This is a genomic window from Amycolatopsis coloradensis (assembly GCF_001953865.1).
Lineage (GTDB): Bacteria > Actinomycetota > Actinomycetes > Mycobacteriales > Pseudonocardiaceae > Amycolatopsis > Amycolatopsis coloradensis.
The window spans coordinates 345,926-358,898 of record NZ_MQUQ01000006.1 but is presented as its reverse complement, the minus strand read 5'-3'; the positions used below and the strand labels follow the sequence as shown (position 1 = coordinate 358,898).

Here is a 12,973-nt window from a genome sequence, read left to right as displayed (position 1 = left end):
CAAAGCCATGGGAGCACTCGACGGGCGGGTCGCCGTCATCACCGGCGCCGGCCGCGGGATCGGCCGCGAGCACGCGCTGCTGTTCGCGCGAGAAGGCGCGAGCGTCGTGGTCAACGACCTCGGCGGGGCGAACGACGGCAGCGGGGCCGACGTCGGCCCGGCACAGGAGGTCGCCGACGAGATCCGGGCGGCGGGCGGGAAGGCCGTGGCGAACACGGCCAACGTCGCCGACTGGGCGGGTGCCGAGGAACTGGTCGCGCAGGCGGTGGGCGAGTTCGGCAGGCTCGACGTCGTCGTGAACAACGCGGGCATCCTGCGCGACGCGTTCATCGCCGGACTGGAGGAGTCCCAGTGGGATTCCGTGATCGCGGTGCACCTCAAGGGACACGCGGCGGTGCTGCGGCACGCGGCCGCGTACTGGAAGACGGCGAGCAAGGCCGGTGAACGGGTCGCCGGATCGGTGATCAACACCGCCTCGGCGTCCGGGGTCACGCTGCCTAACGCGGGGCAGGCGAACTACGGCGCGGCGAAAGCGGGCATCGCCGCGCTGACGCTGGTCGCCGCCGAGGAACTGGAACGCTATGGCGTCCGGGTCAACGCGATCGCGCCGATCGCGCGCACGCGGCTCACGCTGGCGACTCCGGGGATGGGCGCGATCTTCGCGCAGGAGGTCGAAGAAGGGGAGTTCGACGCGTTCTCGCCCGCCAACATCTCACCGCTGGTGGCCTATCTCGCGACGGAGAAGTGCCCGCTCACCGGCAAGGTGTTCGCCGTGCAGGGCGGCGCGATCTCGGAACTCGCGGGCTGGCACGACGTCAAGGTGATCGAAACCGAGGAAGCCTGGGAGATCGACGACATCGCGGCCAGGCTGCCGTGATCGAGTGGTCCGAGACCGAACTGCTGATCCGGGACGCGATCCGCGAGTTCGTCGACAAGGAGATCCGGCCGCGGCTCGACGCGCTGGAAAGCGGGACCCTGCCGCCGTACGACCTCATCCGCAAGATGTTCGCGTCCTTCGGCATCGACGCGCTCGCGCGGGAGTCGGTGACGAAACTGCTGGCGAAGTCGCCTGGGTCCGGTTCGGGTGGCGGCGGGCTCGCGTTCGGCGGGCAGGAGGCGATGGCACTCATCGCGGTGAGCGAACTGGCCGGGGTCAGCCTCGGCATCGTCGCCTCGCTCGGGGTCAGCATCGGGCTGACCGCGCAGACGATCCTGACCAAGGGCACGCAGGCGCAGAAGGAACGCTGGCTGCCCGGGCTGGCGACGTTCGAGAAGGTCGGCGCGTGGGCGATCACCGAACCCGACTCGGGCTCGGACGCTTTCGGCGGGATGAAGACGTCGGTGCGGCGTGACGGCGACGAGTACGTCCTCAATGGACAGAAGACGTTCATCACGAACGGGCCCTACGCCGACACGATCATCGTCTACGCGAAGCTCGACGAAGGCGATGGCGCCGCCGTCCGCGATCGCAAGGTGCTGACGTTCGTACTGGACAAGGGAATGCCCGGCCTCACGCAGGGCAAGCCGTTCAAGAAGATGGGCATGATGTCGTCGCCGACCGGCGAGCTGTTCTTCAGCGACGTCCGGCTCGGGCGCGACAGGCTGCTCGGCGAGGCCGAGACCGGTCGTGACGGGGACAGCAAGGCCGAGGTGAAGTCCGGGTTCGCGGTCGAACGGATCGGGGTCGCGGCGCTGGCGCTCGGGATCATCAACGAATGCCACCGGCTCTGCGTGGACTACGCCAAGAACCGGACGCTGTGGGGCCAGGAGATCGGGCGGTTCCAGCTGATCCAGCTGAAGCTGGCGAAAATGGAAGTCGCGCGGATCAACGTGCAGAACATGGTGTTCCAGCTGATCGAGACCCTGCGCGCGGGCAAGATGCCGACGCTGGCCGAGGCTTCGGCGATGAAGCTGTACTCGTCGGAAGCGGCCACCGAGGTCGCGATGGAGGCCGTGCAGTTGTTCGGCGGCAACGGGTACATGGCGGAGTACCGGGTGGAGCAGCTGGCGCGGGACGCGAAGTCGCTGATGATCTACGCGGGAAGCAACGAGATCCAAGTGACCCACATCGCGAAGGGCCTCCTGGCCCGCTGAGAGAGCAAGGGACCTTTGCTATCACGTCGGGCCCGGACTCTCGCGTGCCCGGATCCGGATCACGCGTGCTTGGAGACGTATTTCGCGTGACGGGAGCCGTAACTCACGTGATTGAGCGCGTAACTCGCGTGATCAGGAGGCGAACTCCCGTCGCGGGTGTGTTACGGCTCCCATCACGCGAGTTACGGCTTCGAGCACGCGAGTTACGGCTTCAATCACGTGAGTGCGGGGTTGGGCGCGCAAGTAGGTGACTAATTGCGGCCGAGGGTGGCGGGGTCAGGTGCGTTCGATCAGGTGGCCGACGACCTCTGGACCGGGGTGAGCGTGGCCGGAGCCGTCGCGCCGCGGGTCGATTTCGGGTAGTTCCACCGGGTCGCCGTTGCGGGCGGCACCGGCCGGGCGCGGCCCGATCCAGCCAACGACCAGCCGCGTTTCGCCCTTCAGGAACCGTTGCGCCCGGACACCGCCGGTCGCGCGGCCCTTGGCCGGGTACTCGCTGAACGGCGTCACCTTCACGCTCGCGCCGGTCGCGGTGACGACCATCGGCTCGCCGTGCTCGGCGTCGTCCGTGCGGATGGCGGCGAAGAACACCGCCTCGGCGTCACCGTTTAGGTTTATCCCGGCCATGCCTCCGCCTTTGAGACCCTGCGGGCGCACCAGCGAAGCGGCGTAGCGCAGCAGCGACGCTTCGGACGACAGGAACGCCAGCGTCTCGTTCCCGTCGGTGAGCCAGGTGGCGCCGACGACCTCGTCGCCGTCCTTAAGACTGATCACGTCGAACTCGTCCGAGCGGACCGGCCATTCCGGCGCGCACACCTTCACGACACCGAGTTTCGTGCCGAGGGCGAGACCGGGGGAGCCGGCGGCCTGCTCGCCGAGCGGCGCGATGCCGACGACGTGCTCGCCCTTCTCCAGCGGCACCAGTTCCTTCGCGGCCATCCCGCCGCGCAGGGAGACGGTGCCCGCCTGCTCGGGCAGCACCGGCAGCGGCAGTACGTCGGTTTTGAACGCGCGGCCGCGGTTGGTCACCAGCAGCACCTGGCCGCGTGCGGTCGAGTGCACGACGGCGGACACCGAGTCGTGTTTGACGCGGCCGTTGCGGCGCCGCACTTCCGACGCCTCCTCCGATTCCGCCGCGGTCCGCGCGACCAGCCCGGTGGCCGAAAGGATCACCTGGCACGGGTCGTCGGCGACCTCCAGCGGACCGGACGGCTTCGACGCGGCGAGGACCTCCTTGAGGTCGCCGTCGATCAGCGCGGTGCGGCGTTCGGCGGGGGAGTCCTTGGCGACCTTGGCCAGCTCGGCCGAGACGACCTTCTTCAGCACCGACTCGTCGTCGAGGATCTTCGACAGCTCGGCGATCTCCTCGCGCAGCTTGTCCTGCTCGGCCTCGAGTTCGATGCGGTCGTACTTCGTCAGCCGCCGAAGCGGGGTGTCCAGGATGTAGGTCGCCTGGATCTCCGAGAGCTTGAACCGCTTCATCAAGCCGTCTTTCGCGGCCGCGGCGTTCTCGCTCTCGCGGATCAGCTTGATCACCTTGTCGATGTTGAGCAGGGCCGCCAGCAGGCCCTCGACCAGGTGCAGGCGCTCTTCGCGTTTGCGGCGGCGGTAGCGCGTGCGGCGGGTGACGACCTCGTAGCGGTGGCTGAGGAAGACCTCCAGCAGCGCCTTGAGCCCCAGCGTCCGCGGCTGCCCCTCCACCAGCACCAGGTTGTTGATGCCGAAGGACTGCTCCAGCGGCGTCAGCCGGTACAGGTCGGCCAGCAGCGCCTGCGGGTTCACGCCGACCTTGCATTCGATGACCAGCCGCGTGCCGTTCTCGCGGTCGGTGAGGTCCTTGACGTCGGCGATGCCGGTGAGCCGCTTGGACTTGTTGACCTCGTCGGTGATCTTCTCGATCACCTTCTCCGGGCCGACGCCGTACGGCAGTTCGGTGACGGTGATCGCCTGACGGCCGCGGCTGCCCTCCAGCGGCCCGGTCTCGGCGCTGGCACGCATACGCACCACGCCGCGGCCGGTCTCGTAGGCGCGGCGGACCTCGTCGAGCCCCAGCAGCGAACCACCGGTCGGCAGGTCGGGGCCCGGGACGAACTCCATCAGCTTGTCGAGGGTGGCGTTCGGGTGGTTGATCAGCCACCGCGCCGCGCCGATGACCTCGGTCAGGTTGTGCGGGATCATGTTGGTCGCCATCCCGACCGCGATCCCGGAAGTGCCGTTGACCAGCAGGTTCGGGAACGCCGCGGGCAGCACGGACGGCTCTTCGAGCGAACCGTCGTAGTTCGGCCGGAAGTCGACGGTGTCCTCGCCGAGTTCGCCGACCAGCAGCATCGCCTCGGGGGACAGCCGTGCCTCGGTGTACCGGGAGGCGGCCGGGCCGTCGTCGGGGGAGCCGAAGTTGCCGTGCCCGTCGACCAGCGGGACGTTGAGCGAGAAGTCCTGCGCGAGGCGGACCATGGCGTCGTAGATCGCCGTGTCGCCGTGCGGGTGGTACTTGCCCATCACGTCGCCGACCACGCGGGACGACTTCACGTACGCGTGCGTCGGCCGGTAGCCGTTCTCGTTCATCGAGTACATGATCCGGCGGTGTACCGGCTTCAGCCCGTCCCGCGCGTCCGGGAGCGCCCGCGAGTGGATGACCGAGTAGGCGTACTCCAGGTACGAGTCCTCGATCTCCGTCTTCAGCGAGTTGTCGAAGACGTTCGCGCCGGGCTGGTCGAACGCGGAGGGGTCGACCTTGGTGGTGGTGCCCTTACGGCGTGCCATTGCTCAAAGCTCCTTGAATAGCAACGAAATCAGGCGTCGATGGCTTCGCGGTCGACCCGGTCGGAGGATTCGACCAGCCAGTTGCGGCGCGGTTCGACCTTCTCGCCCATCAACAGTTCGAGCGCGTTCTCCGCGGCTTCGACGTCGTCGAGGGTGATGCGGCGGACCGAGCGGGTGGCCGGGTTCATCGTGGTGTCCCACAGTTCGTCGGCGTCCATCTCGCCGAGGCCCTTGAACCGCGGCACCGGCGTGACGATCTGCTTGCCCGCGCGTTCCAGCGCCGCGAACTTGGTCTCCATCTCCTTCTGGGTGAAGGTGAAGTGGGTCTCCGGGTTGCGGCCCTTGGTGACCAGTTTGTGCAGCGGCGGCATCGCGGCGTAGAGCCTGCCGTCCTCGATGACCGGCCGCATGTACTTGGCGAACAGCGTGATCAGCAGCGTCCGGATGTGCGAACCGTCGACGTCCGCGTCGGCCATCAGGATCACCCGGCCGTAGCGCATGGTCGTCAGGTCGAACGTGCGCCCGCTGCCCGCGCCGAGCACCTGCACGATCGAGGCGATCTCGGCGTTCTTCAACGTGTCGCCCAGCGACGCTTTCTGGACGTTGAGGATCTTGCCGCGCAAGGGAAGCAGTGCCTGGTACTCGGACACGCGCGCCATCCGCGCCGAACCGAGCGCGCTGTCACCCTCGACGAGGAACAGCTCACTGCGGGAGACACCGGTGGTGCGGCAGTCGACCAGCTTCGGCGGCATGGCCGCGCCTTCGAGCGCGGTCTTGCGCCGGGCCGCGTCCTTCTGCTGCTTCTGGGTGAGCCGGACGCGTGCCGCGTCGACCACCTTCTGCAGCACGATCTTGGCCTCGGACTTGGTCTTGCGCTCTTCGGTCCAGGCGCGGATGTGCTTGTCGACGACGCCCTGGATGACCCTGGTGATCCCGGCGGTGGACAGCTCGTCCTTGGTCTGCGAGGTGAACTGCGGCTCCGGCAGCCGGACGTGCACGACCGCCGTCATCCCTTCGAGGACGTCCTCGACGGTCGGCATGTCTTCCTTGGGTTTCAGCAGCCCGCGGGTTTTGGAAATGGCGTCCTGCAAGGCTTTCAGCACCGCGCGGTCGAAACCGCGGCGATGGGTGCCGCCGTGCACGTTGCGGATGGTGTTGGTGAAGCACTCCACCGTGCGCTCGTAGCCGGTGCCCCAGCGCAGCGCGACCTCGATCTCCGCGTGACGCACCACATTGGACTGCATGACACCGCTGGCGTCGGCCGCGTTCTCCTTGTACGTGCCCTCGCCGTTGATGATCAGCGTGCCGCAGACGGGTTTCTCACTGTCCGGGGCGAGGAAGTCGACCATGTCGGCGAGGCCGTTGGGGAAGTGGAAGGTCTCTTCGCTGATCGAGTCGTCGACGGCGGTGCGCAGGACGTACGTGACGCCGGGGACCAGGAAAGCGGTGTTGCGCATCTTCGCGCGGACGCCTTCGACGTCGAGCACGGCGCCGGTCTCGAAGTAGCGCGAGTCGTACCAGTACCGGATCGACGTGCCGGAACGTTCGCCGCGCTTCATCTTCCCGGTGATGTTCAGCCCGGACTTGCGGGTGAACTTCGCCTTCGGGCCGGGCCCGTCGAACACGCCGGGGACGCCGTGCGCGAACGACATCTGGTGCACTTTGCCGTTCTGCTTCACCGTGACGTCGAAGCGGTGCGACAGCGCGTTCACCGCCGAAGCGCCGACGCCGTGCAGGCCGCCGGAGGTCTTGTAGCCCGAGCCGCCGAACTTGCCGCCGGCGTGCAGCCTGGTCAGCACCAGCTCGACACCGGACAAACCGGATTTGGCGTGCGTGCCGGTGGGGATGCCGCGGCCGTCGTCGTCGACCTGGACACTGCCGTCGGCGTGCAGGGTGACCACGATCTTCGCGGCGTGACCCGCCACACCTTCATCGGTCGAGTTGTCCACGACCTCGGAGAACAGGTGGTTGATACCGCGGCTGTCGGTGGAGCCGATGTACATCCCGGGACGCTTGCGGACCGCTTCCAGACCCTCGAGATGCGTCAGGTCGTCGGCCCCGTACAGGGTCTCAGCAGTCACTGGGTCTTTCTCCTGGAGTCGTGGCTCGCGAACTTGCTCGTGACGGTGGCGTTCAACGCGACACCGTACTGGAGGATATCCGCCTCCTCCGACAGCTTCCTCTTCTGAAGGCTCTCGGTGTGGCGAACACCTGTTCCCAGTGGCCGGGTCACAGCCGCGGGGAAGCGGCTTCCTCAAGGGTCGGACGAGGCGTTATCGTTTCCGGTGTCACAGGGTGACGGGGGGAAGAAGGTGGCCGTCAAGGTCGGTCCCACGCGCGTCTCGACCGCTCAACGCGTCGTGAGTCTCTGGTATTTCGTGGTGGTCCTCGCGTCACTCGGGCTGCTCGCGCCCCTGCCGTTCGTGCACGCGGCGATCCGGCTGCGCCGTGCGTACCTGGTGCTGTTCGTGTTTTTCTACGGTGCCTGGTCCTACGGGCTGCTCTATCTGCTCGAGCCCGTGGAGATCGAAGAAGAAGTCGAGACGGCCCCGGCCCTGCTGTGGTTCTTCGGCACGATCCTGCTGATCGCCGCGTCCTGCGTCCACCTCGCCGTGCTGCGGAAGAAGATCCTCTACCCGCCGCGGACGGCGTGGGTCGAATCCGGCATGCACTGCGGGTTGTTCTCGATCGACATCGCCGGCTTCGGCCAGGTCGGGCGCAGCAGCGAGATCTTCGTCCAGGTCCGGCGGATGCTCTTCGGCCTGCTCTCCACCGTCTTCGAGGCCAGCGGCATCGCCTGGGACGTCTGCCTCAAACGGGACACGGGGGACGGCATGATCGTCGTCGTCCCGCCGCATTTCCCGAAGTTCCGGCTGCTGCTCCCGCTGCTTTCGCACCTGGCGGCGGAACTGGCCAAGTACAACGTGGTCACCGAGCCGGCGCTGCGGATCCGGGTACGCGTGGCGATCCATGCCGGAGAGGTCACGCTCGACGAGTACGGCGTGACGGGACGGCCGAAGGTGCTGCTCGCCCGGCTGCTCGACTCGCGGGTGCTGCGTGACGCGCTCGCCGAGGCCCCGGACAGCTCGCCCGTCGTCGTACTCGTCTCGGACCGGTTTCACGAGGACGTCCAGGACCAGGGAGGCCCCGGCCTCGACACGATGAGCTACCGGCAGGTTCTCGTGCACGAGAAGGAGACCGAGGTCCTCGCCTGGCTGCATGTCCCGACGCCGGTGATCAGAGGGCTGCGGTGAGGACCTCCAGCGCACTGTGCTGACGGGCGGCGTCGATCCTGCCGACCGGTCCCGCCCAGCGCGGGCCGTGCTCGCGTCGATGGTCTGGAATACTTCTTGCGCGCGTGAGGTTGAACGCTCAAGCAACAGTAACCCGGCCCAGGGAGCAGGTCATGCAGTTCGGAATCTTCACGGTGGGCGATGTGACGACCGACCCGGCCACCGGGGAGGCACCCAGCGAGTACGAGCGGATCAAGGCGATGGTGCGGATCGCCCTCAAAGCCGAAGAGGTCGGCCTCGACGTCTTCGCCACCGGCGAGCACCACAACCCGCCGTTCGTGCCGTCTTCGCCGACGACGATGCTCGGCTACATCGCCGCGCGGACGTCGAAACTCATCCTTTCCACCTCGACCACGCTGATCACCACGAACGACCCGGTGAAGATCGCCGAGGACTTCGCGATGCTCCAGCACCTCGCCGACGGGCGCGTCGACCTGATGATGGGGCGCGGCAACACCGGCCCGGTGTACCCGTGGTTCGGGCAGGACATCCGGCAGGGGATCCCCCTCGCCATCGAGAACTACCACCTGCTGCACCGGTTGTGGCGCGAGGACGTGGTCAGCTGGTCCGGCAAGTTCCGGACCCCGTTGCAGGAGTTCACCTCGACCCCGCGCCCGCTCGACGGTGTCCCGCCGTTCGTCTGGCACGGTTCGATCCGCAGCCCGGAGATCGCGGAGCAGGCCGCCTACTACGGCGACGGGTTCTTCGCGAACCACATCTTCTGGCCGAAGGAGCACTTCCAGTCGCTGATCAACCTGTATCGCGAACGGTACGAGCACTACGGGCACGGCAAGGCGGACCAGGCCATCGTCGGCCTCGGCGGCCAGGTCTTCCTGCGGCCGAAGTCGCAGGACGCGGTGCGGGAGTTCCGGCCGTACTTCGACAACGCGCCGGTGTACGGGCACGGGCCGTCGCTGGAGGAGTTCACCGAGCAGACGCCGCTGACCGTCGGCAGCCCGCAAGAGGTGATCGACAAGACGCTGACCTTCCGCGAGCACTTCGGCGACTACCAGCGCCAGCTGTTCCTGATGGACCACGCCGGACTGCCGTTGAAGACCGTGCTGGAGCAGCTCGACCTGCTGGGCGAGCACGTGATTCCGGTGCTGCGTAAGGAACTCGACTCGCTTCGTCCCGCTCACGTGCCTGAAGCTCCTACGCACGCTTCGCTTTCTTCGGGGGTGACCGTATGACCACGATCGCTGTCGTGACGGCGGGGTTGAGCCAGCCGTCCTCGACCCGGTTGCTCGCGGACAAACTCGCCACGGCGGTTTCCTCGGTGCTGCCGAACGTGGACATCGAGGTGATCGAACTGCGTGACCTGGCCATCGACGTCACGAAGAACATGCTGACCGGGTTTCCTTCCCCGGCACTGCGTGCGGCCATCGACACGGTGACCGCCGCGGACGGCCTGATCGCCGTGACGCCGGTGTTCACCGCCTCGTACAGCGGACTGTTCAAGTCGTTCTTCGACGTACTGGACCAGAAGGCGCTCGACGGGAAGCCGGTGCTGATCGGCGCCACCGGCGGGACCGAACGGCACTCGCTGGTGCTCGACTTCGCCTTGCGTCCGCTCTTCGCCTACCTTCGCGCCGAGCCTGTGGCGACGGCGGTGTACGCGGCTTCGTCGGACTGGGCGTCTCCGGGCGATCTCGACGTGCGGGCTTCGAGGGCTGGGCGGGAGTTCGCGGCTCGGCTGTCCTCGGAGGGGGCTCCGGTGGCGGCTCCGGACAGCGGGTTCGTGCCCTTTGAGCAGCTGCTGGCCGCGGGGGAGTGAGCAAGGGACCTTTGCTATCGCCGGGCTCGGCAGCGGCGGTGATCGGCCGGTCCAGTGGGTCAGCCCGCTCCAAGTACATGAAGGACCCCTTCCTGTACCTAGGCGCAAGTAAGGGGGCCTTCATGTACTTACGGCGGCCATGGCGCCGGTACGACACGAAGCTCAGGGGGTCGGCCAGATCGGCCGGATCTCGATGGTCGCGAACTTCGTGACCGGATGCTTCGACGCGACCTCGATCGCCTCGTCGAGGTCGGCGCACTCGATCAGGTCGTAGCCGAGGATCTGTTCCTTCGTCTCCGCGAACGGCCCGTCCGAGACGAGCAGTTCGCCCTCGCGGTGACGCACGGTGGTCGCGGTGGCCGTCGAGCGGAGCCTGCTGCCGGACAGCCGGACGCCGCGAGCGGTCATCTCGTCGACCCACGCCTGCGTCTTTTCGTCGAGCGGGTCGTCGCAGCCGTCCGTGCCGGGGTACGGGCTCCCGCAGATCAGTAACAGGTAGCGCATCAGTCCTCCATCGCCAGGGCTTTTTCGGGCCGCAGCGCCGCAAGAGCGATCGCCAGGCCCAGTGCCGCGAAGCAGGCGGCGGCCACGAAGCCCGCGCTGAAGCCACCGGTCACGGCTTCCGCCGACGTCGCGGCCCCGGTGACGGCCGCCGACACGGCCGAGGCTACCGAGACGCCGAGCGCGCCGCCGAGTTGGAAGGCGGCGGTGGTGATGCCGGACGCGAGCCCGGTGTCCCCGGCGTCGACGCCGCCCAGCGCGGCCATCGGCCCGGCGACCGTGGCCGCGCCCAGTCCGAGCCCGAAAGCGGCGAGGCCGGGTAGCAGATCCGTCAGGTAGGTGCCGTCCGGTGAGACACCGGCCAGCGTCAGGCAGCCGGCGCCGAGCAGCACCGTGCCCGCGGCCGCCAGGCCCCGGACACCGATCTTGGGGATCAGCGCCTGCCCGCCGTACGCCCCGACGACCGCCATCACCGGCAGCACCGCGGTCGCGACGCCGAACAGCAGCGGCGAATAGCCGAGTACTTCCTGGGCGTAGCGCGAAATCAGGAACGAGACCGCGAACGCGCCCATCGCGCTGGTGAGCATCACCAGGTTGCCGCCGGTGAGCATCCGCGACGAGAAGATCCGCAGCGGGATCAGCGGTGCTCCGCGCCGGGACGCGTCACGGCTCTCGTTCAGCAGTGCCGGTGTGGCCACGAGCAGGATCAGCGCGACCGGGATGTTCAGGAAGAACACCCACTCCCAGCCGAACGCCCGCGTCAGCGTCCCGCCGATGAGCAGCGCCGCCGTGGCGCCGAAGCCGCCGACTCCCGACCACGCGGCGAGCGCTTTGGTGCGTTCGCCGTCGTCGGTGAACGTCGTCATCACCAGCGACAGCGCGCTCGGCGCCATCAAGGCGGCCGAAATCCCCTGAAGGACGCGGGCGGCGATGAGGACGTCGTCGCTCCAGGCGAACCCGCACCACAACGAGGAGAGCAGGAACAGCGCCGTGCCGGCCGAGAACGTCCGGCGACGGCCGAGCAGGTCTGCGGCGCGGCCACCCGGCAGGAGCAGGAGACCGAAACTCAGCAGGTACGCGCTGAGGACCCAGTGTGTCCCGCCGCTGGCGAAACCGAGGTCCCGTTCGATCGACGGCACCGCGAGCACGACGATCTGCGAGTCCAGGATGACCATGAAGTTGGCCGTGCAGAGCAGGGCCAGCGCTCGCCATCGGCGCGGGTCGGGGTGCATGCGTGCCTCCGTCCTTCGGGGGTGGTTCACCACCCCGACGAACGGCCTCGCGCGAAACAGACCGATCCGCCGAAAAGTCTTCGAACCGGGCGGGAGCAGCGCGTTACCGGCACAATCGGAGTGAACACGACGGCGAGGAGAAAACGGTGGGCATCGGAAAACCCGTGAGGCAGGTGCTGATCCTGATCGCGGGCGTCATACTCCTGCTGGTCGGCATCGCACTCCTCGTGCTACCCGGACCGGGCCTGCTGCTCGTGCTCGCGGGTCTGCTGGTGCTGGCCTCGGAATTCCCGGCGGTGGAGAAATACGTCGACCCCATCCGCGACAGGGCGATGAAGGCGGCCGAGGACAGCGTTTCCTCTCCGCTGCGCATCGCCGGTTCGGTGCTGGCCGGGCTCGCGCTGCTGGCCGCGGGGGTCGTCTGGGGACTCGTGCCCGGCCTGCCGCTCGGCGGCTGGAGCACCGGTTCGAGCCTGATCCTGTCCGGGATCATCCTGTTCGCCCTGCTGATCTGGAGCTACAAGCGGGTGCGGGACAGGAAGGCCGCGAAGGCCGAATAACAGCCGGGTGGTCTGGTACCGTGCGGCGCGTGTCCCCCGATTTCCTGCGCGCCCGGCGTCCGGAACAGGTGGAGGCCCGGCGCGCGGCGATCCTCGGGGCCGCGCGCGAACTTCTGGCCGAGCGGCCCGTCTCGCAGATCAGCCTGCGGGAACTGAGCGATCATGTCGGCCTGGCGAAGTCGAACGTGCTGCGGTATTTCGACAGTCGCGAGGCGATCTTCCTGGAAGTCCTCGACTCGATCTGGCTCGCGTGGCTCGAGGAGCTTGAAAGCGAACTGAGCATCCCTGACGACGCGAAGGCTGGTTACGAGCGCGAAGTGCGCGTCGCGACTGTCATCGCGACGTCGATCTCGCGGCAGCGCCTGCTGTGCGAGCTGATCAGCACGATGGCCGCCGTGCTCGAACGCAACATCTCCGTGGAGACCGCCCGGGCGTTCAAGACCCGGGCGGGTGAACGGACCGAACGGCTCGCGGCCGTCGTTTGCTCCCAGGTCCCCCTGGACGCCGAAGCGGCCGGACACTTCGCGAAGGCCGTCTTCATCCTCGTCGCGGGACTGTGGCCCTACGCGAACCCGAGCGAGGCCGTCGCCACGGTCCTGGCCGAACGGGGAGTACCCGCCGGCCGCGACATGTTCGTCGACGGGCTGACCGAAGGACTGGCGAACCAGCTGGTCGGAATGGTCGTTCGCGCAGGTCAGAGCACCGGGCGATAGCAAAGGTCCCTTGCTCCCTTCCCGCACGCGCAGGGCCGGCAGG

General features: G+C 68.0%; 11 protein-coding genes. 7 read left to right on the top strand and 4 right to left on the bottom strand.

The window, feature by feature from the left end:
* Positions 1–7: 7 nt before the first annotated feature.
* Together BS329_RS15000 and BS329_RS14995 are read left to right on the top strand one after the other, a co-directional pair.
* Positions 8–877, top strand: coding sequence for an SDR family oxidoreductase (locus BS329_RS15000; protein ID WP_076160961.1), 870 nt, complete (start codon positions 8–10; stop codon positions 875–877).
* Positions 874–2,094 (top strand): acyl-CoA dehydrogenase family protein, encoded by a 1,221-nt coding sequence (locus tag BS329_RS14995; protein ID WP_076160958.1) that lies wholly within the window; start codon positions 874–876, stop codon positions 2,092–2,094. The genes BS329_RS15000 and BS329_RS14995 overlap by 4 nt, the downstream gene beginning before the upstream one ends.
* A 276-nt stretch (positions 2,095–2,370) precedes the next feature.
* Here the strand turns inward: BS329_RS14995 and BS329_RS14990 are convergent, their stop codons facing one another.
* Positions 2,371–4,857, bottom strand: a complete 2,487-nt coding sequence (locus BS329_RS14990; protein ID WP_076160956.1) for a DNA gyrase/topoisomerase IV subunit A — start codon at positions 4,855–4,857, stop codon at positions 2,371–2,373.
* 29 nt (positions 4,858–4,886) lie between these two features.
* Positions 4,887–6,938: a DNA gyrase/topoisomerase IV subunit B gene (locus tag BS329_RS14985; RefSeq protein WP_076160953.1), complete on the bottom strand. Its 2,052-nt coding sequence runs from the start codon at positions 6,936–6,938 to the stop codon at positions 4,887–4,889.
* Between the two features lie 231 nt (positions 6,939–7,169).
* On the opposite strand from BS329_RS14985, the gene BS329_RS14980 reads away from it, so the two are divergent.
* From BS329_RS14980 to BS329_RS14970, 3 genes are all read left to right on the top strand, one after another.
* On the top strand, positions 7,170–8,111 hold the full coding sequence (locus tag BS329_RS14980; RefSeq protein WP_244197163.1) for a hypothetical protein: 942 nt from the start codon (positions 7,170–7,172) through the stop codon (positions 8,109–8,111).
* Positions 8,112–8,263: 152 nt separating this feature from the next.
* On the top strand, positions 8,264–9,340 hold the full coding sequence (locus tag BS329_RS14975) for an LLM class flavin-dependent oxidoreductase (protein WP_076160949.1): 1,077 nt from the start codon (positions 8,264–8,266) through the stop codon (positions 9,338–9,340).
* Complete coding sequence (locus BS329_RS14970; protein WP_076160946.1) at positions 9,337–9,924, top strand: FMN reductase; 588 nt, start codon at positions 9,337–9,339, stop codon at positions 9,922–9,924. Before BS329_RS14975 ends, BS329_RS14970 begins: the two co-directional genes overlap by 4 nt.
* 162 nt (positions 9,925–10,086) lie before the next feature.
* On the opposite strand, the gene BS329_RS14965 is transcribed toward BS329_RS14970, so the two are convergent.
* Both BS329_RS14965 and BS329_RS14960 read right to left on the bottom strand, forming a co-directional pair.
* Positions 10,087–10,428, bottom strand: a complete 342-nt coding sequence (locus BS329_RS14965; protein ID WP_076160944.1) for a YciI family protein — start codon at positions 10,426–10,428, stop codon at positions 10,087–10,089.
* Entirely contained in the window at positions 10,428–11,657 is a 1,230-nt protein-coding gene (locus tag BS329_RS14960; RefSeq protein WP_076160941.1) for an MFS transporter, read from the bottom strand. The genes BS329_RS14965 and BS329_RS14960 overlap by 1 nt, the downstream gene beginning before the upstream one ends.
* Before the next feature lie 146 nt (positions 11,658–11,803).
* Here BS329_RS14960 and BS329_RS14955 point away from each other — a divergent pair, with 146 nt between their 5' ends.
* Together BS329_RS14955 and BS329_RS14950 are read left to right on the top strand one after the other, a co-directional pair.
* Positions 11,804–12,217, top strand: coding sequence for a PGPGW domain-containing protein (locus BS329_RS14955; protein WP_076160938.1), 414 nt, complete (start codon positions 11,804–11,806; stop codon positions 12,215–12,217).
* Positions 12,218–12,246: 29 nt separating this feature from the next.
* Complete coding sequence (locus tag BS329_RS14950) at positions 12,247–12,930, top strand: TetR/AcrR family transcriptional regulator (protein WP_076161127.1); 684 nt, start codon at positions 12,247–12,249, stop codon at positions 12,928–12,930.
* Positions 12,931–12,973: the final 43 nt, after the last annotated feature.